This window comes from Ancylobacter sp. TW_SC_1 (genome assembly GCF_056836805.1).
In genome coordinates, this window is record NZ_CM166365.1 from 15498 (window position 1) to 41598 (window position 26101).

Here is a 26101-nt window from a genome sequence, read left to right on the forward strand (position 1 = left end):
TTACCCCGCGAGTTGCGCCAAATGTTCTGACGACGGACAGGCGACACTCTTGGCGGTCATGGCATTGGCCTCGCTTGGAACGACATACCGAATACAATTGGTTTTGGTATATCGTCAAGCGGCCTCGCGAGGCGTTGGAAATGCTGAGGCGGGAGAGGCGATTTCCGAGGGGGTTATCGGTATAGGCTATTGGAGGGAGGAGCGACCTAGGCGCGCATGGTCTTGCGGATAGTCCTGAGCAGGCGAACCGCCAAGGTCCCCATGGCGAGCCCGACAAGCGCCCCTGCGCTGCTCATGAGGAAGTCGCTCAACATGGGGGTGCGCCCCGGAGAGAGATGCTGGAGCACCTCTAGGAGCCCCGCGAGGGCGACAAGTCCCATCGCTATCCCCGCCAGTGTCCGGGCCCCTTCCCGGAAGGCCAGCACCATAAGGCCACCCGTGCCCCAATAGGCAATGAAGTGGTCCGTGCCCTTGGGAATGCCCGTATGCGGCATCTCCTGCGCCGGAAGCAATGACAGAACCAAGATGAGTACCACGCAGCCGAGCGCGGCGCTGGTCAACAGGGCGTTCAGGGGCGAAGCGAGGAAGGCGGGCTTGGACATGTCTCGCCCATACAGCATTCCGGCAGCCATAGCCGGGAGCGGCTCTTCACAATGGCCTGAGCAGGGCGGGCGAGAAGGTCGGAGGTGCGGGGGCTCTAAACCCTCCCCTTGCCCTGCGCGACGTACCTACATATGTTCATACACCGTTCACCTAAGCCCCTAGGAGCCCCCCTCATGGTCGCCCTGAAGCTCAGCAAGGTCGGCAACTCGGTGGGAGCCGTGCTGCCCAAGGAAGTCCTCTCCCGCCTCAACGTCGGGCAGGGAGACACCCTCTATCTGACCGAGGCCCCGGACGGGTATCGCCTCACACCCTATGAGCCGGAGTTCGCGGAACAGATGGAAGCGGCACGGCGGATCATGAAGAAGCGCCGCAACGCGCTGCGGGAGCTGGCCAAGTAGTGGAACCGCGATGGGTGTCGAAGGCGGTCATGCTCGCCGTCCACGATGCGCAGATTGCCGAGCATGGTGGTGGGCAGGGCGTGCGGGACGAAGGCTTGCTGGAAGCGGCGCTGGACCGGCCAAGAAACCTCTTCCACTACGGACACCCCGACATGGCCGACCCCGCTGCCGCCTACGCCTATGGGCTGACGAGGAACCATCCTTTCGTGGATGGCAACAAGCGCACCTCGTTCGTGGCCTGCGAACTCTTCCTCGCCCTCAACGGCCATGAGCTGACCATGGAGGACGCCGAGGCGGTGACGACATGGCTGGCCTTAGCTGCCGGGGAGCTGGAGGAGGAGGAGCTTGCCGGGCGTATCCGGCAGGCGATGGCTCCCATGGAAGAGGATTGAGGTTGCGGCTGATGATGGTGATCATCTCCAAGACCACCTCCACGGCCCTCTCTAGGTAAGAACCTTCCCTCCCTATGCAGGACCCATAAGGCCCTCGCTCAGGGGCCGCGAACGGGCTCTCTCTAGGGACGGCTCTGCTCCATCTACAGGAGGCATAACTTTCCCTTCCCCTTCAATGGGTTAGAGGATTGCTCATTTCGGGCTCGTTCATGCGCGCCTGATGGTGGCCTCACGGTTTGCCGAGGTCTATTACCCGCGCCCACAACACGGCCGGGAACAAACCGCACCGGGGCGCCTCAATCGCAACGCATTGACGCGGTAGTCATTCCGCCGTCGCAACTGCGACCTAAGCCCCATCGCATGATGCAGGGCACTACCCACTCTCACATGGACGCACCAGCGTCAGCCGCCGACCACGGGTCGATGCGGCCAAGAGGATATATGCGTACTCACAAGTTCACCCCGCCCGCGCCTTCCATCGTCCGCTCTAGCCCGGATTGGAAGCCCGAGCCCTGCGGCCTCACGCGCGAGCAAATCCGCGCCATCATCATTGAGCAGATCGGCTAGTCAGCCGCCTCGCGGGGGCGCTCCGCGCGCTCCTGCTCCTGCCGTTCCAGCCACCCATTCAGATACTCCGCAAGCGCCGCGTTGTGCGTGGCGATGACGCCCGCGTTGTCCTTCCGCTTGCCTTTCTTCCGGCGCCTCGCGCTGAGCTCACTGCGGAGCTGTTCGAGAAACGCCTCCCGCTGCTCGGGGGTGGGCTCGGCTGGGGAGCGTTGGGGCTGCGGTTCGGCGGGAGCGTCGGGTGTCATGATGCCCGCGAGGATGCCGCGCGAGGCGGCACCGAGGAAGGCACTCAGGGCGAGTCAGATTGACTCACCAACGGCCGGAAGCGGCGCCCGGCAGGGTGCGGAGCGGCGGGACTGAGCGGCGGTGTACGGGACTCGCAGGGGCGCCCTGAAGGGGTCGCAATGCGGGACTGGAGGCCCCCGAGGGGGAAACGCGCGCTTCTTCTAATTCAGATGGGCGCTCAGATTTTTGCGGTGAATTATCCTGAGTCTCTCCATTCCTTGCCTGCCGCAACGGATACACGCCCTCAAGCATGCTAGCCTTCGGAGATGGCACGCACATATTCCCACCTTTGGCCCGGCGTACCGCTGGCGCTGCTATCGGCTCTCCTGTTCGGCGCCTCCGCGCCCTTCGCCAAGATGCTTGTGGGCTCGGTCGCGCCCCAGCTACTCGCTGGTTTGCTCTACATTGGCGCAGGCGTCGGCTTGGCTTTGGTACATGGTGGCAGAGCCGCCTTCGGCATTCCAGCGGCCGAGGCCCCTATCCGCCGCCATGACCTGCCGCTGTTGACAGCCGTTGTCCTGTGCGGCGGGCTTGTCGCACCACTCCTTTTGATGTTGGGCCTTCAGCGCACGTCGGCCGCCTCCGGTTCACTGCTGCTGAATTTAGAAGGCTTGGCCACCATGTTGATTGCATGGGCGGTGTTTCGCGAGAACGTCGACAGGCGGCTGATGCTGGGAGCGTTCGCCATCGTCTCGGGCGCAGTTGTGCTGACATGGACCGGACAAGGCGCGCGTCTCGATACTGGCGCCGCGCTCATCGCTGGCGCGTGTCTCGCATGGGGGATCGACAATAATCTGACGCGCAAGCTGTCATCGGCCGATCCGGTTGTGATAGCGACCATCAAGGGGCTGGCGGCAGGTAGCGCAAACATTGCCCTAGCCTTGCTGCTCGGCGCGTCAATGCCCTCGCCCTTGGTGGTAGGCGCGGCGGCGTTGGTCGGCTTCCTCGGTGTCGGCGTGAGCCTTGTGCTCTTCATGCTGGCACTACGCCACCTCGGCGCAGCCCGAACGGGTGCTTATTTTTCGCTTGCCCCCTTCATTGGCGCGCTCATCGCCGTCGCGCTGCTGGCCGAACCAGTGACGGCCCAACTTGTCACGGCCGGTGCGCTAATGAGCGTCGGTCTCTGGCTCCACCTCACTGAGCGGCACGAACACGGACATGTCCACCACGCGACGGAGCATGAGCACATTCACGTCCACGACGAACATCACCAGCACGACCACGACGGCCCGGTGACGGAGCCGCATTCACACCGACACCGGCATGAACCTCTGCGTCACACCCACCCGCACTATCCTGACCTCCATCACCAGCATCGCCACAGCTAGAACCACCGACCTTCGGCGCTCACGGCCACCGTGCCGGCGCGGCGCGGCCGGCACGGGGTCAGTTCGTCTTCCTCTCCATGATCGCGACGAAATGCGCGAACAGGCCCGCCTGCGAATTGATGTTGAGCTTGCGATAGATGTTCCGGCGGTGAACCTTGGCGGTGCCGGGCGAGATCGACAGTTGGCGGGCGATCGAATCCGCCGAGTGGCCCTGCAGGATGAGGTCGACCACCTCGCCCTCGCGCGCGGTGAGCGACAGGTCCTGCCAGATCTGCCTGCGGTCGACGGCGCGGCCGCCCGCGCCGATGCCGGGATGGCTGCGGCCCTCCGTCCCAATGACCTCGGCGGCCCAGCGCAGCCGGCACAGGGCGACGACGATCGGCGCGAGATCGCGCAGGATCCGCACTTCCGCCGCCCCGAAGGCGCCGGCGCTCGGCTTGCGCATCAGCGACACCACCGCGCTGGCGCCGCTGGCCAGCGGCACGAAGAAGCCGACCTCCTCGGCCAGCACGGTCTGGCTGTAATAGGAGCGGTAGTATTCGCTGGCATAGAAGCGGTCCGGCGCCAGCTCGCGCATGCGCCGGAAGCCTTCGATCCGCTCGATGGCCGCATGGTAGAACGGATCGAGCAGGTACGGCCCGATCTGGTAGAGCGCGACATAGATGTGGCTCTCCTGCGGGTTGAAGGTCTCGAACAGCAAGGGCGGGCGCGCTGCGCCGCGATAGCCGAACGCCACGCAGTGGTCGAACGGCAGATGGGCGCGCAGCCAGGCGATCAGGGCATGGCCGAACCCGTCCTCGCCGGGCTCCAGCCGGACGCTCGCCGTGCGCTCATGCGCCGCCGCGATGGCCGCCGCCAGCAAGCCGGCCGCGTCGGCGCGCGCGACATCCCTCGCACGTCGACTGGCGCTTCGGACGACGCCTTTCCGGATGGTCCGCGTGCCATTGCTCACCAGCTATACCCCTCGTGACGAATAAATAGGCGCAATCTACCACTCAGAAGGTATATACCCTGTAACGCGCCGCTATTAGCTTTTTTGTCCATCGACGATCCCGGCCGCGCTCCTTCCGGAGGATGCGCCGGAGAGCTGCGGAGATGGTGCCTGTGGCAGGCCAGCAGACCCTCGACATCGAATTTCGCGGCGTCAGCAAGCGCTATGGCGAGGTTACGGCGGTCCACCCCACGGACTTCGCCGTGCCGAGGGGCGCCTTCGTCGCGCTGCTCGGCCCGTCGGGCTGCGGCAAGACCACCTGCCTGCGGATGATCGGCGGCTTCGAGCAGCCCAGCACCGGGCAGGTGCTGATCGGCGGCGCCGACATGTCCGGCGTCCCGCCCTACCGGCGGCCGGTCAACATGGTGTTCCAGCAATACGCGCTGTTCCCGCATTTCGACGTCAGCGCCAATGTCGCCTATGGCCTGCGCCAGATCCGCCCGCGCCTCTCCTCCTCGGAGATCGCCAAGCGCACCGCCGACGCGCTCGCCATGGTGCAGCTCGCCGGCTACGGGCAGCGCAAGATCTTCGAGCTGTCCGGCGGCCAGCAGCAGCGCGTGGCGCTCGCCCGCGCTCTGGTGAACCGCCCCTCCGTGCTGCTGCTCGACGAGCCGCTCGCCGCGCTCGACAAGAAGCTGCGCACCGACATGCAGATCGAGCTGCAGAACCTGCAGCGCGAACTCGGCATCACCTTCGTGCTCGTCACCCATGACCAGGAAGAGGCGCTCTCCATGAGCGACGTGGTGTGCGTGATGAATGGCGGGCGCATCGTCCAGCTCGGCGCGCCGCACGAGATCTACGACCGGCCGGCCGACCGCTTCGTCGCGGCCTTCGTCGGCAAGACGAACTTCCTCGACGGCACCGTCGTGGAGGCGGACGCGGCGACGGCGCGCGTCGCGCTCGCCGACGGCACGGTGCTGACGGCCCGCGCCAGCGAGCGGCTGGCGCCGGCGGTGGCGGTCGCGGTGAGCATCCGGCCGGAGGCGCTGCGCCTGGGCGCACGGGTTCCCGCGGGCCAGCCGGTGCTGAGCGGCGTCATCCACAACCGCATCTTCCTCGGCTCGACGGCCGAATACGCCATCGCGGTTCCCGGACTGGGGACCCTGCTTGCCACGGCCGACCACGACGCGGCCGACAGCGACCTGCTGAAGCCGGGCGAAAGCATCGCCATCGGCTTCAGCCCCGGTGCGCCGCTGGCGTTTCCGGCATCGGACAACAAGACCAGACAGAGGGAATCCAGCAATGTCGAAGTCGTATCGTGACGGCCTGCCGATATCGGCACGGGAATTCATCGATCAGCTGCTGCGCTTCCGCCGCGGCTCCATCAGCCGCCGGCACTTTCTCGGCGTGACCGGCCTCGGCGCCGCCACGGCGGTGCTGGCCAGCGAGTTCGGCCTGCGGCCGATGCCGGCCTATGCGGCGGGCGAGCTCGGCGACCGCATGTCGATCGCCACCTGGCCGAACTACCATGACCCCCAGACCTTCGTGGATTTCCAGAAGAAGACCGGCGTCGCCGTCGAGGTGAACGTGTTCGGCTCCAATGAGGAGATGCTGGCCAAGCTGCAGGCCGGCGCCTCGGGCTGGTCGCTGTTCGTGCCGACCAACTACACCATCTCGACCTATCGCCAGCTCGACCTCATCGATCCGCTCGACCTCGCGAAGCTGCCGAACTACGACGCCGCCGCGCAGAACACCCGCTTCACCGGCGAGGGCACGGTCGACGGCGCGGTGTGCGCGGTGCCGAAGAACTGGGGCACCACCGGCTTCGCGGTGAACACCAAGAAGCTCACCAAGCCGATGACCAGCTGGAAGGACTTCTGGGACACCGCCGCCGGGGCCGGCAGCGGGCGCGCCATGGTGCATGACTACCAGCTCACCACCATCGGCAACGCGCTGAAATATTACGGCTATTCCTTCAACTCGCTGAAGCCGGACGAGCTCGCCAAGGCCGAGGAGCTGCTGCTGAAGGTGAAGCCTCACCTCTTCGCCATCTCCAGCGACTACCAGCCGCCGATGCGCAATGGCGACGCCTGGCTGACCATGTGCTGGACCAATGACGGCGCCCAGCTGCACCGCGACATTCCCGCGATCGACTATGTGCTCGGCAAGGAAGGCGGCGAGATCTGGACCGATTTCTACGCCATTCCGAAGGACGCGCCGAACAAGCCGGCGGGCTATGCGCTGCTCAACTACCTGATGGACCCGCAGGTCGCGGTGAAGGAGCACATCGCCAACGGCGCGCCCTCGACCGATGCGCGGGTCAACGCGCTGCTGCCGAAGGATCTGCTCGACAACCCGATCCTCTATCCGGCGGCGGACCTGCTGGCCCCGCTCGAATTCGGCGCGGCGGCGACGCTGACCGACCCGGCGCGGGCCGAGCTGATGGCGCGCTTCAAGTCGGCCTGAGGCCGGCTCGGCCGATCACGGGAGCGCCGCGCGCGCTCCCGCCCCCCTCGTACGGATTGGGTTTTCGCATGTCGAGCGCGCGCGAGCGCAAGGGACTGGTGACGGCGCTGCTGCTCGCTCCGGCGGCGGTGTGGCTGTTTCTGTTCCTGGCGCTGCCCTTCGTCGCGGTGGTGGTGTTCAGTCTGGGCGAGCGGGCGCCGGCCGGCGGCTACCAGCCCGCCCTCACCCTCGCCCAGTACGCCAACCTGCCGGCGCGGGCGACGGCGTTCTGGAACACGCTGGTGCTGGCGCCGGTGGGCGCCTTCGCCTGCCTGCTCGTCGCCTACCCCGTGGCCTATTACCTGGCGCTGCGGGCCTCGCCGCAGCGGCGCCTGCTGCTGGTGGCGCTGATCGTCATCCCGTTCTGGACCAGCCTGCTGATCCGCACCTATGCCTGGATGTTCATCCTCGGCGCGCGCGGCATTCCCGCGCTGCTGGAGATGATCGGCCTGCCCGACATACGCCTCATCAACACGCCGGGCTCGGTGCTGCTGGGCATCGTCTACGGCTATCTGCCGCTGATGATCCTGCCGATCTACATCAGCCTGGAGCGGCTCGACCGCCGGCTGCTGGAGGCCTCGGCCGATCTCGGCGCCACGCCGGCCTCGACCTTCTTCAGCGTCACGCTGCGCCTGTCGCTGCCCGGCGTGATGACCGGCTTCTCGCTGGTGATGATCCTGCTGCTCGGCGAATATCTCATCCCGACGCTGCTCGGCGGCGGCAAGGTGTTCTTCATCGGCAATGCGCTGGTCGATCTCTTCCTGCAGTCGCGCAACTGGCCGTTCGGCTCGGCCATCGCGGTAGCGCTGGTGGTGATCGCGGTGCTGCTGCTGCTCATCGCCAACCGCGTCACCGCCCGGCTCTCCGGCGCCCGCCAGGTCGACCTGCTATGATGCGCGCCTTCGTCGTCGCCGTTTACGGCTTCCTCTATCTGCCGATCGCGCTGGTCGTGCTGTTCTCCTTCAATGCGGGGCGGCACGCGAGCGACTTCACCGGCTTCTCAGTGCAGTGGTACGGCCGCGCGCTGGCCAATCCGTTCCTCATGGAGGCGCTCAGCAACAGCCTGGTCGTGGCGACGTCGAGCGCGGCGCTCGCGGCGCTCTGCGGCACCGCCGCGGCCATCGGGCTCGGCCGCGCCGGCCCGCGCACGCGCGCCGTGTTCGACGTGCTGTTCGGCGCCGCCATCGTGGTGCCGGGCGTGGTGATCGGCATCGCGACGCTGGTCGCGCTGGTGCAGCTCTTCGGCATTGTCAATCCGCTGATCGCCGCCGCCTGGCCCGGCGACGCGCCGCCGCGCCTCTCCCTCGGCTACGGCTCGATCATCGCCGCGCACGGGCTGTTCTCGACCGCGCTCGTCACCATGATCGTGCGGGCCCGGCTCGGCGCGCTCGGCCGCGACATCATCGAGGCGTCGGGAGACCTCTACGCGACGCCGCTGACCACCTTCCGGTCCATCATCCTGCCGCAGATCATGCCGGCCATCCTCGCCGGCTTCCTGCTGGCCTTCACCTTCTCCTTCGACGATTTCATCATCGCCTTCTTCGTCGCGGGCTCGCAGACGACGCTGCCGATCTACGTCTTCGCCTCGATCCGGCGCGGCGTCACGCCGGAGATCAATGCGATCGGCACGCTGGTGCTGGCCGCGTCCATCGTCCTCGTCATTCTGGCGCAGGTGCTGCTCCGCCGGCGCAAACACACAGCCTCATAGGTAGATCATGATTTTGAAGGACAGGATCGCCATCGTCACCGGTGCCGGGTCGGGCATCGGCCGCGCCGGCGCGCGCGCCATGGCCGGGGAAGGGGCGCTCGTCGTCGTCGCCGACCGCGACGGGGCGGCCGGGGCGGCGACGGCGGAGGCGATCCTCGATGCCGGCGGCCGCGGCGAGGCGGTGACCACCGACGTCGACGACGACGCCCAGATCGAGGCGCTGATCGCCGGCGTGCTGGCGCGCCATGGCCGCATCGACATCCTGCACAGCCATGCCGGCGTGCAGGTCGGCGGACCGCTGACCGGGGTCGAGCCGGCGGGCATGGACCTCTCCTGGCGGATCAATGTGCGGGCGCCCTTCCTGGCCGCCCGCCTCGCCATGCCGGCGATGATCGCCCAGGGCGGCGGCGTCATCCTCAACACCGCGTCCAATTCCGGCATGTTCTATGACCGCGAGATGATCGCCTACACCACCTCCAAGCACGCGGTGGTCGCGATGACGCGGCAGATGGCGATCGACTACGCCCACCATAATGTGCGGGTGAATGCGCTGTGCCCGGGCTGGGTCGACACGCCGTTCAACGAACCCTTCATCGCCCAGATGGGCGGGCGCGGCGCCATCGAGGCCTATGTGCGCGAGAAGATCCCGATGGGGCGCTGGGCGTCGGCGGACGAGATCGCCCAGGCCATCCTGTTCCTGGTCTCGGACCGCTCCTCGTTCATGACCGGGCAGGCTCTCGTCGTCGACGGCGGCGAAAGCATCGCCTGAGCCCGCGGCGGTTGAGCCCGATGTCCTCGGTCGGCCTCAGCGGCCGTTGTTCATGCGCTCCTGGCAGTGATAGCCGACGAGGCACTGGCTCGTGTCGGCGCTGGGAATCCAGCTCGGCATCGCGGTCTGGTCGGCGTCGCAGTAGCCGGGGCCGGAGACGAAGCGGGCAAAGATGTTGGGGCCGCTGGCGATGACCACCTGGCCCTGCTGCTGCACCAGCGCACTGACGGCGGCGCAGCTCATGCTCAGGGAGTTCGGCATCGCCTGGGCGGCGCCCGCGCCGCCCGCCAGAACGAGCGGAATGGACATCAAAAGGGTTCGCATCACTCGGCCCCACACTCTTCCTGTTCGCATTCCCGCTCGGGGAACCTGTCGCGGCCCGTCCACCGGGTGGACCGTCGCACGGACCATTCTAGGCCTCGCCCGGCCGGGCGCCAGTCCCAGCTGCGTCATGAGGCGGCGCGCCTAGCCCTCCCGCGGCGCGGCGGCCGGGCCGGGCGGGCGCTGCCCAGAGGGGAGAAGCTCCACCGGGTTGCCGGTCGCATCGGCAATGTGCCAGCATCCCCGCCCCTGCTGCTTGGCGCGGTAGAGTGCCTGATCGGCCGCCTGCAGCAACCCGTCGGGATCGACGCCGTCCACCGGCGCGATCACGGCGCCGACACTGAGGCCGACGGCGATTTCGGCTCCACCGATGACGATGGGCTCGGCCATGGCCCGGATCAGCCGCGCGGCGAGCCGCGCCGCCCCCTCGACCCCGCTTCCGCCGCTGCCCTGGATGACGATGAACTCGTCGCCGCCGATACGCGCCACAAGGTCTTCGGTGCGCAGGACCCGGCGGAACCGCTCGGCGGCGCGGCGCAGCACGACGTCGCCGGCCGCATGGCCATAGGTGTCGTTCACCTGCTTGAAACGGTCGAGATCGAGGGCCAGCACCGCGAAGTGCATGTCCTGCCGACGGGCCCGCGAGATTTCCTGTGCCAGCCGGGTCTGCAGCAGGACGCGGTTCGGCAAGTCCGTGAGAAGATCATGCGAGGCGACATGGGCGAGCTGCTGCTCGACCGCCTTGCGGCGGGAGATGTCGCGCACCGAGGCGACATAGCCGTCGGGCTGGCCCTGCGCATCGCGGGTGAGCTTCACCAGCGCCTCGAGCCAGACCCAGTTGCCGTCGCGCCGTCGCTGGCGCTGCTCGCTGACCACGATGTCCATGCGGCCGTCGAACAGCTCGGCCATCGCGCGGCGGAACTCCTCGACGTCGTCCGGATGCGTGATCTCGATCGCCTGGCGGCCGATCAGCTCGTCCGGCTCATAGCCGAGAAGGCCGCGGACGGAGGGCGAGATGTAGCGCCGCACGCCATCGAGATCGCCGCGCACGATGGTATCGGTCGCGTTTTCCGCCAGCAGCCGGAAGAGCGCCGCGCGTTCGGCGGCATCATGCCTGCCGATGGCGAGGTACACCAGCTCGGCGGCAACGGCGGCGAGGCACGAGAGGCGGCGGCGGTCGACCGGCTCAAGACGGCGCGGCGCGCCGTCCGCCAGCAGCAGCGCCCCATGATGGCCAATGGGCAGATCGAGCGGCACGCGGACGAAGAAGCGCTGGCCGAGCGCGAGCAGGCGCGTCGCGCGCGCCTCCTCCAGCGCGTCCTCGACCACGTCCATGGCGCTCTCGCCGGGTGAAGGCTCGGAGACGGCTTCGACGGGCAGGGCCCCCGCCAGGCTGTCGCCGGCCGCTTCCGGAGGCAGCCCGCAGAGCCGCCGCGTGTCCGGATCGAGCCACAGCTCGGCGTGCGACACGGCGAAGAGTTCGCGTAGCAGAGCGCCCAGCGCACCCAGCGCACCGGCCAACCGGGCATCTGTCGAAGTCGAATCCAAGAGCGTCGCTCCCGCCAGCAACCGGAGGTATTTATACCGTCTCCGCAGCGGCAAATCCACGCGCGCGCATCGTCCGACATTTCGCCGGCCGGCTGTGCCGCCGGAGGGAGCGGGCAACCGTCAGCGGATGAACTCGATCGTATCCAGCGCGATAAGCTGGCTGCCCTCGTAATTGCTGTCATGCAGCCGGCACAGCATGAAGCGGTCGGCCACCTCGATCGGCCCATAGGCGGTGATCATGTCACCGCTGCGCAGCTTGATGGTCAGCGCGTGCTTGCGATCGTCCTTCGCGACTTCCTTCAGAAGATCGCAGATGGTGCGATCCGTGGTTGAAATGTTCATGGCGCTCTCCCGTGACGTCCACCGCCGCTTCGCCCCGCCGAACACGCCGACGATGCGGCTTATTTGGGACGACAACCGGCCGCGAACCATCCGGTTCCCTACCGATACGCGCACTCCAGCCGCCAGCAAGAGACTGACGTTACGTAATTTCTTTGCCGGATGGCTCAGCCGGCCAGGCGGCGGGCGCGGCGCTTGCGCAGCACCGCGATGGTGGCGAGCGCGATCAGGATGACCGCCATGGAGAACACCGTCGTCACCGTGCCCAGCGCATAGAGCACCGGCGTCGTGACATTGGTGGTCATGCCGTAGATCTCCAGCGGCAGCGTGTTGAAGCTGCCGGAGGTCATCAGCGTTCGGGCGAACTCGTCATAGGAGAGGGTGAAGCCGAACAGGCCGACGCCGACGAGGCTCGGCAGGATGATCGGCAGCACCACATGGGCGAAGGTCTGCCACGCGCTGGCGCCGAGATCGCGCGCGGCCTCCTCATAGGCCGGGTTGAAGCGGTTGAAGACCGCGAACATGATCAGGAGGCCGAAGGGCAGCGTCCAGGTCAGGTGGGCACCGAAGGCCGAGGAATACCAGGCCGGCTCCAGCCCGAACACGTTGAAGGCGAGGCCGATGCCGAGCGAGATCAGGATCGAGGGCACGATCAGGCTGGCGATGGTGAGGTAGAACAGCGGCCCGCTGCCGAGGAAACGGCGGCGGAAGGCGAGGCCCGCCAGCAGCGAGACGACCACCGTCGTCAGCATGGTCATGACGCCGAGCACCAGCGAACGGGAGAAGGCGCCGCCGAAATCGCCCACCGCCTGCTGCTCGAATAGCAGGTTCTGGAACCAGCGCAGCGACACCCCGTTCATCGGGAAGGTCAGCCCGCCATTCGGCCCCTGGAACGACAGGATGAAGATCGTCGACAGCGGCCCGTACAGGAACAGCACGAACAGCACGAAGAAGGCGGTGAGCACGTAGAAGCCGGGGCCGCGCTTTTCGGAGTTCATCGGCTGATCCTCCCCAAGGGCCTGCGTGCTTCGAGGCTCGCTTTCGTTCGCACCTCAGCATGACGTGCCGTTGCTCCCGCCGGGTCGACGTCATCCTGAGGTGCCCGGCCAGCGGCCGGGCCTCGAAGGATGTTCACTGCGCGCGCCATTCCCGCTCGCATCTCACAGCTCCTTGCGGATGTTGACGATGCGCAGGATGGCGGCGACCAGCAGCAGCACGAGCACCAGAAGGATCACCGCATTTGCCGCCGCCGCCGGGTATTGCAGCAGCGCGATCTGGTTCGCCATCATCAGCCCGACCGAGGCCGACTGGCCCCCCGACATGAAACGCACGGTGATGAAGTCGCCCATCACCAGCGTCACCACGAAGATCGAGCCGATGGCGATGCCGGGCTTGGCCAGCGGAATGATGACATTGGTGAGGATCTGGAAGGCGCTCGCCCCCGCGTCGCGCGCCGCTTCGATCAGCGCGCGGTCGATGCGCATCAGCGTGTTGAAGATCGGCGTCACCATGAACAGCGTGTAGAGGTGCACCATGGCGAGCACCACCGCGAAGTCCGAGAACAGCAGGAACTCCAGCGGCTGGTCGATGACGCCCATGGTCATCAGCGTCTGGTTCAGGAGCCCGTTGCGGCCGAGGAACGGAATCCACGAGATCATGCGGATGATGTTCGAGGTCAGGAACGGGATGGTGCAGATCAGGAACAGCACCATCTGCATCGTCGCCGAGCGGATGTGGAAGGCAAGGTAGTAGGCGACCCAGAAGCCGACCACGAGCGTCACCGCCCAGACGATGACGGTGTATTTGAGCGTGTTGAGATAGGTGTTCCAGGTCACCGGGGAGGTGATCGTCTCCTCGTAATTGGTGAAGACGAAATCCGGGAAGATCTGGATCGAATCGTAGTCCCAGAAGCTCACCATCACGATGGTGGCGATCGGCAGCACGAGAAATGCCGCCAGGATCAGCGTGAGCGGCGCCGCCTGCAGGTAGGGTGCGATCCGGGACAGGGTCATGCGGCGTGCCATGAAGGGACCGGTGCTGCAAAGCCCTCTCCCCGCCGGGGAGAGGGAGAAGAAGATGCTCGTCCCGCATCGCTTTCCTCACGCGGCGATGAACTCGTTCCAGCGGCGGACCATGTAGCGGTCCTCGTCCATCACCGAGTTCCAGCAGGCCACCGCACCCATGCGCTCCTTGAAGGAGCCGCCGTCGCGCACCGCGCCGGCCGTGTACATCACCTTGCCCTCGGGCGAGAGAATGTCGGTCTTGGCCGGCTGGCCGAGCATCCAGAACGCCCATTCGTCCGGCGACATGTTCTTCTCGGCGGTGGAGAGCACGGCGGAATAGTAGCCCTGCCGGTTGAGATAGGCGCCGACCCAGCCCGACAGATACCAGTTGATGTATTCATAGGCCGCGTCGAGCTGCGCGCCCTTCAGGTGCTTGGCGATGCCGAGGCCGCCGCCCCAGGCGCGGTAGCCCTCCTCCAGCGGCTGGTAGACGCAGGGAATGCCCTTCGAGCGCACCGCCGCCACCGCCGGCGACCACATGGACTGGATGACCACCTCGCCCGACGCCATGAGGTTCACGCTCTCGTCGAAGGTCTTCCAGAAGGCGCGGAACTGGCCGGCCTTCTTGGTCTTGATGAGGAAATCGATCGTGGTGTCGATCTCCGCCTTGGTCATGTTGCCCTTGTCGCCGTACTTGATGATGCCGGCGCTCTCGCAGATCATCGCCGCGTCCATGATGCCGATGGACGGGATGTTCAGAATCGAGGTCTTGCCCTTGAAGGCGGGATCGAGAATGTCCTTCCAGTTCTTGATCGGCCGGCCGACGAGGTCGGGGCGGATGCCGAGCGTGTCGGCATTGTAGATGGTCGGGATCAGCGTCATCCACTGGGTCGGCGCGGGGGCGAACTTCTTGGAGTCCGGCCCCTCGACGAAGCCGACCGTGTTGGGCGCGGTGCCCTGGGCGATCTTCGATTCCGGGGTGAGCTTGCCGGTGGTGAAGATCGGCACGATCTGGTCGTAATACTTGATCTTGTTGACGTCCATCGGCTGCAGCGTGCCGGCGGCGAAGACCTTCTTGCAGATCCAGTACTCGATGTCGGCGATGTCGAAGGAATTCGCCTGCGTCACCACGCGCTGCGACACCGCGTCCGAATCCAGCGCCGTCATCTGCAGCGTGATGCCGAGATCGGCCTTGCACTTCTCGGCGATGGCATTGAGGTTCGACACGCCGGTGCCGAACTGGCGCAGCGTGATCGGGTTCTGCGCCCAGATGGTCGGGAAGCCGGTGACGGCCCCGCTGCCGACGGCGAGGCCGCCGAGCGCGGCGGCGCCCTTCAGCAGGCCGCGACGGCTCACCCCGGCGCCGGTTTCCGCAGGCTTGCCGGCCTTGCCGGCCCTGGCGCCGGTGCGATCCGTGGTCTTCTGGCTCATGACTGTCTCCCGAACATTATCGGCGGTGGCGTGGAGCGGTTAAGGGTTCAGGCCGAGGGCGAGGCCTCGAGGATGTGGATGTCCTGCGGCGTCCAGGCGAGCGGCACGGCGTCGCCCACGGAGAGCGGCGTCTCGAAGAAGGCGGTCTCCGGCACCTGCACCGAGAACTCGTCGACGCCCGGTGCGGCGAGCGCGATCTGCACCTTCTGGCCGTGATATTCGATGTTCTGCACCAGCCCGGTCAGGCCACAGCCCGGCACCACACCTTCCGCCAGCCGCACCCGGTCGGTACGCACGGCGATCTCCACCGGCGCCCCGGGCTCCAGCCCCGGCGTGCCCGGCGCGCGGAAGGAGGCGCCACCCGGCACCTCGAAGGTCACGCCCTCCGCGCCGACCGTGGTCACCCGCCCGGCAAGCACGTTGTGATCGCCCATGAAGCGGGCGACGAAGGCGGTGGCGGGCCGGTTGAACACCTCGCGCGGCGTCGCCGCCTGCTCGATGCGCCCGCCATTCATCACCACCACCAGGTCGGAGAGCGCCATCGCCTCCTCCTGGCTGTGGGTGACGTGGATGAAGGAAATGCCGAGCTGGAGCTGCAGCTTCTTCAACTCCTGGCGCACCTTGATCTTCAAAAAGGGGTCGAGCGCGGAAAGCGGCTCATCGAGGAGGAGCGCCTGCGGATCGGTGATCAGCGCCCTCGCCAGCGCCACGCGCTGCTGCTGGCCGCCGGAAAGCTGGGCGGGGCGACGCTCGGCGAGATGGGCCATCTGCACCAGCTTGAGCATCTCCATCGCCTTGGCCCGGCGCGCCGCCTTTTCGACGCCCTTCATCTTCAGCGAGAAGGCGACATTGTCGACGGTGTCGAGATGGGGAAACAGCGCGTAGCTCTGGAACATCATCGCCGTGCCGCGACGGGCAGGCGGCAGGTCGGTGACGACCGTCGGGCCGAGGCGGATGTCGCCCTGAGTGACGCTCTCATGCCCGGCGATCATGCGCAGCGTCGTGGTCTTGCCGCAGCCGGAGGGCCCGAGCAGGCAGCAATAGGTGCCGGCGGGGATCTTCAGCGAGACGGCATCGACCGCCAGCGCCGCGCCGTAGCGTTTCGTAACCTCGACGAGTTCGATTTCGGCGCCCTTGCTCATGTGGTCGGCATGGCCCCCTGCTGGTTCGAACGGTCAGCTATCAACGCAAGCGATATGCCAGTCGAGCAATGGCGGGGAGAAAGGCGCCCGGCGACGCCCGCCGTGGAGACGTCGCGCGCGCGCCCCGCGCGAAAGACCCGCCACGGGAAAACAATGCCGCGATAATAGGCATCATTGTGCGGCATTGCCCAGAACGGAACCCGCCGCGCGCACGGGGCATACAATTTCATCCGCTCACCTTCGACACTCGAAGGATTGAGCGTGACGACGCGATGCCGCACTCTAGATCAGGGACGGGCCCCGCAGAGGCCCCGCCGCGCATTGGGCGCGGCCGACAGGGAGATCGCCGGATGATCCGTACGTTCTATGCAGCCGCCATCGCCTCGCTTTTCGCCATCGGACCCGCCGCCGCGCAGGACTTTCCGACCCGGCCGGTGACGCTGGTCATCCCCTTCGCCGCCGGCGGTTCGACCGACCTCGTCGGCCGGCTGATCGCCGAGCGGATGAGCGCCGAGCTCGGCCAGCCCGTCGTGGTCGAGAACAAGGGCGGCGCGGGCGGCAATCTCGGCGCCGCGCAGGTCGCCAAGGCGAATCCGGACGGCTACACGATCCTGATGGGCACGGTCGCCACCCACGCGCTCAACCCGACGCTCTACAAGAAGATGCCCTACGACCCGGTCACCAGCTTCGCGCCGGTCTCGCTGCTGGTCATCGTGCCGAACGTGCTGGTGGTGAACCCCGACTTCCCGGCCAAGACCACCGAGGAGTTGATCGCGCTGCTGAAGAAGGATCCGGGCAAATATGCCTATGCCTCCTCCGGCAACGGCACGCCGCTGCACCTCTCCGGCGAGCTCTTCAAGAGCATGGCCGGCGTCGACATGCAGCACATCCCCTATCAGGGTGCCGGCCCGGCGCTGATCGACGTGCTCTCCGGCCAGGTGCCGATCATGTTCGACAACCTCCCCTCCTCCTCCGGCCACATCAAGAGCGGCAAGCTCAGGGCGCTGGGCGTGACCACCGCCAAGCGCGCGCCCTCCTTCCCCGACCTGCCGGCCATCGCCGAGACCGTGCCCGGCTACGAAACCTATACGTGGAACGCCGTCTTCGCCCCGGCGGGCACCCCGCCGGAGGTGGTGGCCAAGCTCAACGCCGCCGCCAACAAGGCGCTGGCCGACCCGAAGGTGCAGGCGCGCCTCGCCGATTTCAGCGCCGTCTCGGTCGGCTCGACGCCGGAGGAACTGGGCGAGCATGTGAAGAAGGAAATCGCCAAATGGGCGCCGATCGTGAAGGCGACCGGCGCGCAGCTGGACTGAGACGGGCCGATCGGGCATTGGCCGTCATCCCGGACGAAGCCAGCGCAGAGCTGGGATCGTCCGCAATCTCGTGCGCGATCCCGGATCGGCCTTCGGCCATCCGGGATGACGGATAGCTCAGAACACCGTGCCGTCGGCGTCGATGGCCAGAGGCGGCGGCCCGGCGGGCGGGCGGCGTTCGGCGGCGATGCGCCGCCCCGCCGTCCAGGTGCCGCCCTGCAGCAGCTTGGCGAGCGGGAACTGCGAGGCATCGAAGCCGAGGCGCTCACGCACCCGGTCGGCGAGCAGGTCCATCAGCGCCACGGTCAACGCCCGCCATTCGACGACCAGCTCGCTGTCCACCGGGTGCTTCCGCGCGGGATCAAGCGGCCGGCGCGGCACGATGGCGCCGAGATCGACCAGCAGCCCGCCATTGCGGTATTCCGGCAGCGCGGTGAGCGCGTCGAGATCGGTGATGGCGAGCCCGGCCGCCTCGAAGGGCTCGATCAGTGAATAGGTGAGCCATTGCGACAGCTTGTGGAACGGCACGAGCTGATCGGAGAGGTCGTCGACCCGCACCGCCGGATGGCGCCCGACATCGCCCAGCGCCACGCCATCGACCTGCAGCCCCGACGGCCAGATGGTGGAGAGCCCGTCGAGCAGCGCGGCGAGGATGCGCGCCGCCGGCAGCCGGCCGATCCTCGCCGTCGGAGCGAGCGCGTCATAGAGCCCGCCCGGCCGCGCCACCTCGTCGCAGAACAGGTCCGGCCGCGCGGCGAGCGCATGGCCGAGCCGGTTGAGCAGCGCCGCCCGGCCCGCCAGCCCCACCAGCGGATTGTCGTCCGCCATCTGGAAGAACCGGCCGAGCGTCTCCGCATCGAGGCCGATCAGCGCCGGCGCGTCGGCCCGCAGCGGCTCGGCCGGGTCGGAGGAGAAACCGCCGGCCTCGAACATCCGCAGGCTCGCCACAGCGAGCCCCTCGGAGCGGCCGAGCGTGAGACCGGTCTCGTCCTCGTGGTAATGCCAGGCATCGCCCGCGCCGGCGTCGAGCAGCACGCTCACCACCGCGAGGTCGATCATGATGCGGGCGCGCCCGGCGGCGTCGACCGTCTCCAGCGTCGCCTCCAGCGCCGGCCAGCGGCCGACCCCGCCGGCATCGAAATGCCGCCAGCGGCTGTGATAGGGGATGTCGAGCGTCGGATAATCCTGCCGCGTCACCTGCGCGACGTAGTCGGCCACCGTGTCCAGCGCCGCCTCGTCGACAGCGAAATGCGGCGAGCGTCCCGCCCGCACATGGTCCAGCACCTGATGGCAGCGGGCACGGACAGCGGCGGACGAACGCAGGGCGGCGAGTTCGGGCGGGAGATTCTGGGGCGGGATCATCACGTCACACTCTTCTGTACATCCCTCATGGCCGGGCTCGACACGGCCACCCAGAGACGAAACGACCGGGAACGGCCCGGCGATGGATCCCCGGATCAAGCCCGGGGATGAGGGTGGAATGGGGGCATGTTGCGCTCTGGCTTCCACTGCCGTCATCCCGGACGGGCCGCCGGCCCGATCCGGGATCGCAGAAAATTGGGAGAACGATCCCGGCTCATGGCTGCGCCATGTCCGGGATGACGAAACCCTCGTTGAAACCTACTCCTTCAGCGCCCGGCCCTGCGTCGCGTCATACTGGCTCTCGAAGCCGACGCCGTAATAGCCGGCGGAGACCTTCGCCTCCATCTCGACGCGGGCGTCCGGCGGGATGAGATCGGCCGGGATAGGCACGCGCTCCACCACCTCGATGCCGGCACGCTCCAGCGCGTTGAACTTCATGTCGCTCATCGAGGCGAAGCGGTCGATCTTCGAAATGCCGAGCCAGTGGAACACGTCCGGCATCAATTCCTGGAAGCGCATGTCCTGCACGCCGGCGACGCATTCGGTACGCTTGAAATAGGTCTCGGGAAGGTCGCCGCCCTCCTGCCGCTTGCGGGCGTTGTAGACGAGGAACTTCGTCACCTCGCCCAGCGCGCGGCCTTCCTTGCGGTTGTAGACCACGAGGCCGACGCCGCCCGCCTGCGCCATCTCCACGCACATCTCGATGCCATGGGCGAGATAGGGCCGGCAGGTGCAGATGTCGGACGAGAACACGTCCGAGCCGTTGCACTCGTCATGCACGCGGCAGGCGAGCGGGGTCACGCCGTCGCCGATTCTCGCGGGATCGCCGAACATATAGAGCGTCATGCCGCCGATCGGCGGCAGGAACACCTTGAGGTCGCCGCGCGTGACAAGTTCGGGGAACATGCCGCCAGTATGCTCGAACAGCGCCCGGCGCAGCGCGCCCTCGGCCACGCCGAAACGCGCGGCGATGCCGGGCAGGTACCAGACCGGCTCGATCGCCGCCTTGGTGACGCGCACGTCGCCCTTCGGCCCGATGATGTCGCCGTCGATCTTCAGCCGCCCGGCCCTGAGCGCGTCGCGAATCTCCGGCATGTCGATATGGGCGCGGGTGATGGCGATGGAGGGGCGCACGTCGAGCCCGGTGGCCACGGCGTCGGCAAAGGCCTCACCGATCCTGTGGCCGAACGGATCGAGCGAGACGATCTTGCCGGGATCGCCCCATTGCGGGTGCGGGCCGATGACGTCGGAGGGCGCCGTGTTGGTGAGATCCGCCTTGAAATCGGCCGGTAGCGCCCCGGCGGCGATGGCGAGGGCGCGATAGACCGCATAGCCGCCGGCATGGGTGCCGATGGCGTTGCGCCGCTTCATGTCGGTGAGGGTGGCGACCACCGGGCCGCGCAGGGCCGGGTCGGGGGCCCCCCAGTTCAGCGCCGGGGCATCGGCGGAAACGCCGGTCGACGCGCCATGGGAGGTGAGGACGATGTGGTTGCGGGAACGACCGCCTGCACTGGCATTGACGGACATGTTTGGCTCGCTTCGAAGTCCGGCGACATCGCCAAGGCTCTGGAAGCAATGGATGTGAGCGCGAAATCCGCCGTTCCGCAAGGGGGAGGGTGCGATGTGGCGAAAAAATCGGACGGAGTGGTCCGTTTCTTGTATCGCATTTCGCGCTATCCTAACGTCAGAGGAAGGGGACGGCACGCCGCCGCGCGCCGTGGCCCCCAGCTTGAGCGAGACGCCGACCATGAACGCGCCCACCGTCCTGACCGAGGCCGCCCTGCCGCCGACCACCGTCGTCGTCGATCACCCGATGATCCAGCACAAGCTGACCCTGATGCGTCGCTCGCGCACGCCGGCCAACGAGTTCCGGCTACTGCTGCGCGAGATCAGCATGCTGCTCGCCTACGAGGTGACGCGCGACATGCCGATGGAGCTGATCGAGATCGAGACGCCGCTGGCGACGATGCAGGCGCCGGTGGTGGCCGGCAAGAAGCTGTGCCTGGTCTCGGTGCTGCGCGCCGGCGGCGGCATTCTGGAAGGTATGCTGGAGATCCTGCCAGCCGCGCGCGTCGGCCATGTCGGGCTGTATCGCGACCCGGTCTCGCTGGCGGCGGTGGAATATTATCTCAAGCTGCCGCGCGACATCGCCTCACGCACCGCCATCGTGCTCGACCCCATGCTCGCCACCGGCAATTCGGCGGCGGCGGCGGTGTCCGAGGTCAAGGCGGCGGGCTGCCAGTCGATCAAGTTCGTCTGCCTGATCGCCGCGCCGGAGGGGTTGAAAGCCTTCCACGAGGCGCATCCGGACGTTCCGGTCTACACCGCGGCGGTCGACAGCCACCTCAACGATCACGGCTACATCGTGCCGGGCATCGGCGATGCCGGCGACCGCATCTTCGGCACCAAATAGGCCGCGCCGAAACTTTCGGCGCCCGCGCCGGAAAATGCCGCTTATCCGGGCTTCCGTCCGGGGGCGGGCCGATCTACGCTCGCGGCAAATGTCCCTAGGGTTCCGGCGCCGAAGACCTTATGTCCGCGGCGTGGCTGGTCCGAGAGGGGCAGCCGGGCGATCGACGATCGCCAGGTCCACGGCGGGACAAAAGCCCGGGAGGTTCGCGCGGCGGCATTCGCGGCGAAGACCCTCCGGCCGTCCGCCCGGGTCTCCTCCCGAAGCCGTCAAGACCCTTCGGCGGATGGAGACACAGGATGCCCCACTCTCCCCAGCGTTCCACCCCACCCCATCGCTCCACCCGTGTCGCGGGCCTGCCTCCCGCGCCCGAGCGGCTTCGCCGGCATCATCCCAATTTCGAGATCAGGGGAATGCAGGGCTGGAAGGCGCTGGAGGCCGAGGAGAAGCTCTCCGAGGATGGCTGGCGCAAGGAGCAGCAATGGGCGCTCGACATGGGCCTGCCCGGCGCCGACTCGATCACCGACAAGTCGATCCCGACCTTCGCGCGCGGCGAGCTGCCGCATTTCGCCGGCATCAACACCTTCATGAAGGCCCCTTACGTCGAAAATGTCCGCGACGTCGGCAAATACGACGCCGCCGTGCTGGGTATTCCGTTCGACAGTGGCACCACCTACCGTCCCGGCACCCGCTTCGGGCCGCAGGGCATACGCCGCATCTCGGCGCTCTACACGCCCTACAATTACGAGCTCGGCGTCGACCTGCGCGAGCAGATGACGCTGTGCGACGCCGGCGACGTGTTCACCATTCCCGCCAACCTGGAAAAGAGCTTCGACCAGATCTCCAAGGGCGTTTCCCACGTTTTCTCCTCCGGCGCGCTGCCGATCATGCTCGGCGGCGACCATTCGATCGGCTTTCCCTGCGTGCGCGGCATCGCCGAATGCACCTCCAAGCGCATCGGCATCATCCATTTCGACCGCCACATCGACATCCAGGAGAAGGATCTCGACGAGCGCATGCACACCACGCCCTGGTACTGGGCGACCAACCTGCCGAACGTCTCGCCGAAGAACCTCGTGCAGCTCGGCATCGGCGGCTGGCAGGTGCCGCGCTACGGCGTGCAGGAGGCGAGGAAGCGCGGCACCAACGTGCTAACCATCGACGACATCGAGAAGATCGGGCTGGAAAAGGCCGCCGAGATCGCCCTCGAGCTCGCCTGGAAGGACGCCGACGCGGTCTACATCTCCTTCGACGTCGACAGCATCGACTGCGGCTTCGTGCCGGGCACCGGCTGGCCGGAGCCGGGCGGCTTCCTGCCGCGCGAGGCGCTGAAGATCCTCGGGCTGGTGGCCGCCGAGGGGCTGTGCGGCCTCGAAGTGGTGGAGGTCTCGCCGCCCTACGACACCTCGGACATCACCGCCCTGTTCGCCACGCGCGTCGTGGTGGAGGCGCTCGGCTCCATGCTGGCCCATGGCAAGCTTGGCAGCCACAAGCACATGATCGACAAGCCGGTGAGCTTCTGACGAACACGACAGCACTCCCTCTCCCCGGCGGGGAGAGGGTTGGGGTGAGGGTCTTCGACAGACGGAGACCAGCCAACCCCTCACCGACCCGCTGAGCGGGCCACCTCTCCCTGACGGGGAGAGGGAAGCAAAGGAACTCCCCATGCATCGCGGCCACGACCATCATCACCACGACCACGGCGCCGGCGGGCACAGCCACGCCAACGCGGAATCGCATTCGCATTCGCACGGCCACGCGCATCAGGCCGGGCACAATCACGGCGCCTCGCCGCGCCCTGCCGCGCAATGGCAGACGCCGCATTTGCCGCACGCGCCGGAGGAGAGCGACGAGCCGCATGTCGAGCCCGATCTCGACCTCGTCGAGACGGCCTTCGTCGAGAGCTTCGCCACCGCCAGCGACCCCACCAGCTTCCTGCGCCTCGCCCGCGTGCCGTTCGACGCGGTGACGACGCAAGGTGTGCGCGTCAGCCTTCTGCGCGTCGAGACCGGCGAGACCACCGACATCGGGGCGGTGATGCCGCATCTGGGCGGCGGCAGCTTCCGCTACGACCCGCTGCCGGCCGCCATGACCTCGCGCCGGCGCACGCTGCGCTTCGTCTATTTCGACGGGCAGGCCGCCGTCCCGATGACGCTGGCGCAGGTGCGCGCGCTCGCGGAGACGTGAGCGCGCGGCGTTTTCAATAGGCGCGCCCGATCGCCGCGTCCGGGGTTTGCCGGGTTGATCGGAACCTCTCCAAAGTTCATGGTGCCCAAGGAGTGCCCCGCCCCGTCGCGGGCGGTGGCCGAGTTGGGATGCGCCATGGACTACGCACGTTTCTTCCAGGATGCCGTCGACACGCTCAAGAACGAGCGTCGCTATCGCACCTTCGCCGAGATCGAACGCGACACCGCGCGCTTCCCGCACGCCGTCTGGCACTCGCCGCAGGGCGAGCGCGACATCATCATCTGGTGCTCCAACGACTATCTCGGCATGGGCTGCCATGACGACGTGGTCGAGGCCATGTGCGCCACCGCGCGCCAAGCCGGCGCCGGCGCCGGCGGCACCCGCAACATTTCCGGCAACAGCCACGCCGTGGTCGAGCTCGAGGCCGAACTCGCCGACCTGCACGGCAAGGAAGCCGGCCTCGTCTTCACCTCCGGCTACATCTCCAACCAGACCGGCATCTCGACGCTGGCCAAGCTCATCCCCGACTGCCTGATCCTGTCGGACGCGCTCAACCACAATTCGATGATCGAGGGCGTGCGCCAGGCGGGCCGCGACAAGCAGATCTTCCGCCACAACGACCTCGCCCATCTCGAGGAGCTGCTGCAGGCGGCCGGCGACCGGCCCAAGCTGATCGTCTTCGAGAGCATCTATTCGATGGATGGCGACGTCGCCCCCATAGGCGCCATCTGCGACCTCGCCGAGCGCTACGGCGCGATGACCTATCTCGACGAGGTACACGCGGTCGGCATGTACGGTCCGCGCGGCGCGGGTGTGGCCGAGCGCGACGGGGTGATGTCCCGCGTCGACGTGATCGAAGGCACGCTCGGCAAGGCGTTCGGCGTGGTCGGCGGCTACATCACCGGCAAGCGCGCGGTGATGGACGCGGTGCGCTCCTACGCGCCGGGCTTCATCTTCACCACCGCGCTGCCTCCGGCGGTTGCCGCCGCCGCCGTCGCCTCGGTGCGCCACCTCAAGAATTCCGGCGCGGAGCGCGCCCGCCAGCAGGCCCAGGTCGCCAAGGTCAAGCGGGCGCTCGACCTCGCCGGCCTGCCGCAGATCGTCACCGAGACCCACATCGTGCCGATCATGGTGGGCGACGCGGAAGCCTGCAAGGCGGCGAGCGACATGCTGCTCGCCGAGCACGGCATCTATATCCAGCCGATCAACTACCCCACCGTGCCGCGCGGCGCGGAGCGGCTGCGCATCACCCCCGGCCCGTTCCACGACGACGCGCTGGTCGCGCATCTGGCAGACGCGCTCACCGATGTGTGGACCCGGCTCGGCCTCGGCTTCGTGGAGCGCGCCGAAGCCGCGGAATAGGCCGCCCCGCGGTCATCCAGCGACGCGGCGGAACGATCCGCCGCCGGCCGGCTCTCCCGGCATGGTCGATCAGACTCAGTCCTTCGGCTCGGTCTTGTCGATCTCGACATTCTCCGACGGGATCTCCGCCCGTCCGAAGAACAGCCGCGCCACGACCGGAATCGCCAGGGCGAGGCCGAGGAAGCGCGTGAGGTGGTGCGCGGCGACGAAGGCGGGGTCGATGCCGAGCACGAAGGCCATGATGGTCATCGCCTCCAGCGCGCCGGGCACATAGGCCAACAGCACCTTGGGCAGCGGCTCGTCGGCGAGCCAGGAGCCGAGCAGCGCGAAGGCCAGCGCCACCGCTGTCGCGATCAGCAGCGCCGCCAGCGAATCGACCAGGAAGTGGCGCAGCGTCTCCAGTCGCGTGCCGGCGAAGCGGCTGCCGGTATTGGCGCCGAGCACCACGAAGCCGACGATGAGGAAGATGTCCGGCAGGCGTCCTTCGATCAGCCCCGCCCCGTGCACGAGGCCGCTCGCCAGCATCGAGCCGACCATCGCCCCGCCGGGAAAGCGCATCCGCTCGGCGAGGAGGCCGCTCACGATGCCGACGCCGAGCGAAAGGAAGAAGCTGGTAAGGTCCGGCACCACCGGGTTGATCGGCAGGGTGCCGGCCGGCTGGTGGCCGAGCCCGCCCATCGCCGCCGGCAGCAGTGCCACCAGCACGAACAGCCGCAGCGACTGGCCGAACACCACCCGCCGCGTATCCGCGCCCGAACTCTCCGCCATGATCAGCACGGTCGACAGCGCGCCCGGCGCGGCGGCGAAGAAGGCACTGCGCCGGTCCCAGCCGGCGACCTTCTCGAGATAGACGATCACCGCCCCCATCATCACCGGGACGGAGGCCACCAGCACCAGCATCGTCACCGGCCAGGTGGTGATGCCCTGCAGCGTGTCGGGGGTGATGGACGAGCCCATCGAGGTGCCGAGGATGATGTAGATGCCCAGGCGCAGATTCTTCTCCACCCCGACCGGGGCGCCGAGCAGTGCCGCGACCGCCGTCGCCACCAGCGCGCCGGACAGCCAGCCCGCCGGCATGCCGAGCCAGGCAAACAGCCAGCCGCCGGCAAAGGCGAGCACGAGGGTCGCGCCGAACCAGGCGAATCGGTACGGCGAGGAGATCAGCTTCGTCAGCAAAGGCGGCAGGGGCATGGAGCG

At 67.7% G+C, this 26101-nt stretch carries 26 protein-coding genes and 1 riboswitch; of the genes, 13 read left to right on the top strand and 13 right to left on the bottom strand.

Features of this window, described 5'->3' with window-relative positions; genetic code table 11:
• Positions 1-206 precede the first annotated feature (206 nt).
• Positions 207-602 carry a VanZ family protein gene (locus AC1PZ7_RS00085; RefSeq protein ID WP_482357486.1) on the bottom strand — a complete coding sequence of 132 codons (396 nt, stop codon included), beginning with the start codon at positions 600-602 and terminating at the stop codon, positions 207-209.
• Between the two features lie 174 nt (positions 603-776).
• Between AC1PZ7_RS00085 and AC1PZ7_RS00090 the strand changes: the two genes are divergently transcribed.
• Positions 777-1001, top strand: coding sequence for an AbrB/MazE/SpoVT family DNA-binding domain-containing protein (locus AC1PZ7_RS00090; protein WP_482357487.1), 225 nt, complete (start codon positions 777-779; stop codon positions 999-1001).
• 14 nt (positions 1002-1015) lie between these two features.
• Positions 1016-1393 (top strand): type II toxin-antitoxin system death-on-curing family toxin, encoded by a 378-nt coding sequence (locus tag AC1PZ7_RS00095; RefSeq protein WP_482357488.1) that lies wholly within the window; start codon positions 1016-1018, stop codon positions 1391-1393.
• Between the two features lie 563 nt (positions 1394-1956).
• On the opposite strand, the gene AC1PZ7_RS00100 is transcribed toward AC1PZ7_RS00095, so the two are convergent.
• Positions 1957-2205: a hypothetical protein gene (locus AC1PZ7_RS00100; protein ID WP_482357489.1), complete on the bottom strand. Its 249-nt coding sequence runs from the start codon at positions 2203-2205 to the stop codon at positions 1957-1959.
• Positions 2206-2511: 306 nt separating this feature from the next.
• Here AC1PZ7_RS00100 and AC1PZ7_RS00105 point away from each other — a divergent pair, with 306 nt between their 5' ends.
• Positions 2512-3573: a DMT family transporter gene (locus AC1PZ7_RS00105; protein ID WP_482357490.1), complete on the top strand. Its 1062-nt coding sequence runs from the start codon at positions 2512-2514 to the stop codon at positions 3571-3573.
• A gap of 58 nt (positions 3574-3631) precedes the next feature.
• Here AC1PZ7_RS00105 and AC1PZ7_RS00110 read toward each other — a convergent pair whose 3' ends face one another.
• Complete coding sequence (locus AC1PZ7_RS00110; RefSeq protein WP_482357491.1) at positions 3632-4525, bottom strand: helix-turn-helix transcriptional regulator; 894 nt, start codon at positions 4523-4525, stop codon at positions 3632-3634.
• A 152-nt stretch (positions 4526-4677) separates the two neighbouring features.
• On the opposite strand from AC1PZ7_RS00110, the gene AC1PZ7_RS00115 reads away from it, so the two are divergent.
• From AC1PZ7_RS00115 to AC1PZ7_RS00135, 5 genes are all read left to right on the top strand, one after another.
• Positions 4678-5826, top strand: a complete 1149-nt coding sequence (locus AC1PZ7_RS00115) for an ABC transporter ATP-binding protein (RefSeq protein WP_482359714.1) — start codon at positions 4678-4680, stop codon at positions 5824-5826.
• On the top strand, positions 5807-6970 hold the full coding sequence (locus AC1PZ7_RS00120) for an ABC transporter substrate-binding protein (RefSeq protein WP_482357492.1): 1164 nt from the start codon (positions 5807-5809) through the stop codon (positions 6968-6970). Before AC1PZ7_RS00115 ends, AC1PZ7_RS00120 begins: the two co-directional genes overlap by 20 nt.
• A gap of 68 nt (positions 6971-7038) precedes the next feature.
• Positions 7039-7902 (top strand): ABC transporter permease, encoded by an 864-nt coding sequence (locus AC1PZ7_RS00125; protein ID WP_482357493.1) that lies wholly within the window; start codon positions 7039-7041, stop codon positions 7900-7902.
• A complete protein-coding gene (locus tag AC1PZ7_RS00130) occupies positions 7902-8717 on the top strand; it encodes an ABC transporter permease (RefSeq protein WP_482359715.1) in 816 nt (271 codons plus the stop codon). Before AC1PZ7_RS00125 ends, AC1PZ7_RS00130 begins: the two co-directional genes overlap by 1 nt.
• A 7-nt stretch (positions 8718-8724) precedes the next feature.
• A complete protein-coding gene (locus tag AC1PZ7_RS00135; protein ID WP_482357494.1) occupies positions 8725-9486 on the top strand; it encodes an SDR family NAD(P)-dependent oxidoreductase in 762 nt (253 codons plus the stop codon).
• Positions 9487-9522: 36 nt separating this feature from the next.
• Here the strand turns inward: AC1PZ7_RS00135 and AC1PZ7_RS00140 are convergent, their stop codons facing one another.
• The 7 genes from AC1PZ7_RS00140 to AC1PZ7_RS00170 all read right to left on the bottom strand — a co-directional run bounded on the left by AC1PZ7_RS00140 (position 9523) and on the right by AC1PZ7_RS00170 (position 16270).
• On the bottom strand, positions 9523-9795 hold the full coding sequence (locus tag AC1PZ7_RS00140) for a hypothetical protein (RefSeq protein ID WP_482357495.1): 273 nt from the start codon (positions 9793-9795) through the stop codon (positions 9523-9525).
• 156 nt (positions 9796-9951) lie between these two features.
• Complete coding sequence (locus AC1PZ7_RS00145) at positions 9952-11355, bottom strand: diguanylate cyclase domain-containing protein (protein WP_482357496.1); 1404 nt, start codon at positions 11353-11355, stop codon at positions 9952-9954.
• A 120-nt stretch (positions 11356-11475) separates the two neighbouring features.
• Positions 11476-11697, bottom strand: coding sequence for a hypothetical protein (locus AC1PZ7_RS00150; RefSeq protein WP_482357497.1), 222 nt, complete (start codon positions 11695-11697; stop codon positions 11476-11478).
• Between the two features lie 164 nt (positions 11698-11861).
• A complete protein-coding gene (locus AC1PZ7_RS00155; RefSeq protein WP_482357498.1) occupies positions 11862-12692 on the bottom strand; it encodes an ABC transporter permease in 831 nt (276 codons plus the stop codon).
• 162 nt (positions 12693-12854) lie between these two features.
• Positions 12855-13706 (bottom strand): ABC transporter permease, encoded by an 852-nt coding sequence (locus tag AC1PZ7_RS00160; protein ID WP_482357499.1) that lies wholly within the window; start codon positions 13704-13706, stop codon positions 12855-12857.
• Between the two features lie 87 nt (positions 13707-13793).
• On the bottom strand, positions 13794-15128 hold the full coding sequence (locus AC1PZ7_RS00165; protein WP_482357500.1) for an ABC transporter substrate-binding protein: 1335 nt from the start codon (positions 15126-15128) through the stop codon (positions 13794-13796).
• 47 nt (positions 15129-15175) lie between these two features.
• Positions 15176-16270 carry an ABC transporter ATP-binding protein gene (locus AC1PZ7_RS00170; RefSeq protein WP_482357501.1) on the bottom strand — a complete coding sequence of 365 codons (1095 nt, stop codon included), beginning with the start codon at positions 16268-16270 and terminating at the stop codon, positions 15176-15178.
• A 350-nt stretch (positions 16271-16620) separates the two neighbouring features.
• Between AC1PZ7_RS00170 and AC1PZ7_RS00175 the strand changes: the two genes are divergently transcribed.
• Complete coding sequence (locus AC1PZ7_RS00175) at positions 16621-17583, top strand: Bug family tripartite tricarboxylate transporter substrate binding protein (RefSeq protein WP_482357502.1); 963 nt, start codon at positions 16621-16623, stop codon at positions 17581-17583.
• Between the two features lie 117 nt (positions 17584-17700).
• Here AC1PZ7_RS00175 and AC1PZ7_RS00180 read toward each other — a convergent pair whose 3' ends face one another.
• Positions 17701-18945, bottom strand: a complete 1245-nt coding sequence (locus AC1PZ7_RS00180) for a URC4/urg3 family protein (RefSeq protein ID WP_482357503.1) — start codon at positions 18943-18945, stop codon at positions 17701-17703.
• 258 nt (positions 18946-19203) lie between these two features.
• Complete coding sequence (locus tag AC1PZ7_RS00185) at positions 19204-20472, bottom strand: GTP cyclohydrolase II (RefSeq protein ID WP_482357504.1); 1269 nt, start codon at positions 20470-20472, stop codon at positions 19204-19206.
• A 220-nt stretch (positions 20473-20692) separates the two neighbouring features.
• Here AC1PZ7_RS00185 and upp point away from each other — a divergent pair, with 220 nt between their 5' ends.
• The 4 genes from upp to hemA all read left to right on the top strand — a co-directional run bounded on the left by upp (position 20693) and on the right by hemA (position 24904).
• Positions 20693-21358 (top strand): uracil phosphoribosyltransferase, encoded by a 666-nt coding sequence (gene upp / locus AC1PZ7_RS00190; protein WP_482357505.1) that lies wholly within the window; start codon positions 20693-20695, stop codon positions 21356-21358.
• A gap of 83 nt (positions 21359-21441) precedes the next feature.
• A riboswitch (guanidine-I (ykkC/yxkD leader) is annotated at positions 21442-21561 on the top strand.
• A gap of 93 nt (positions 21562-21654) precedes the next feature.
• Entirely contained in the window at positions 21655-22878 is a 1224-nt protein-coding gene (locus AC1PZ7_RS00195; protein ID WP_482357506.1) for an agmatinase family protein, read from the top strand.
• Between the two features lie 142 nt (positions 22879-23020).
• A complete protein-coding gene (locus AC1PZ7_RS00200; RefSeq protein ID WP_482357507.1) occupies positions 23021-23542 on the top strand; it encodes a hypothetical protein in 522 nt (173 codons plus the stop codon).
• A gap of 135 nt (positions 23543-23677) precedes the next feature.
• Positions 23678-24904, top strand: a complete 1227-nt coding sequence (gene hemA / locus AC1PZ7_RS00205; RefSeq protein ID WP_482357508.1) for a 5-aminolevulinate synthase — start codon at positions 23678-23680, stop codon at positions 24902-24904.
• 75 nt (positions 24905-24979) lie between these two features.
• Here hemA and AC1PZ7_RS00210 read toward each other — a convergent pair whose 3' ends face one another.
• The gene (locus AC1PZ7_RS00210) at positions 24980-26095 is read right to left on the bottom strand and encodes an AbrB family transcriptional regulator (RefSeq protein ID WP_482357509.1); all 1116 of its coding nucleotides are present in this window, start codon (positions 26093-26095) and stop codon (positions 24980-24982) included.
• Positions 26096-26101: the final 6 nt, after the last annotated feature.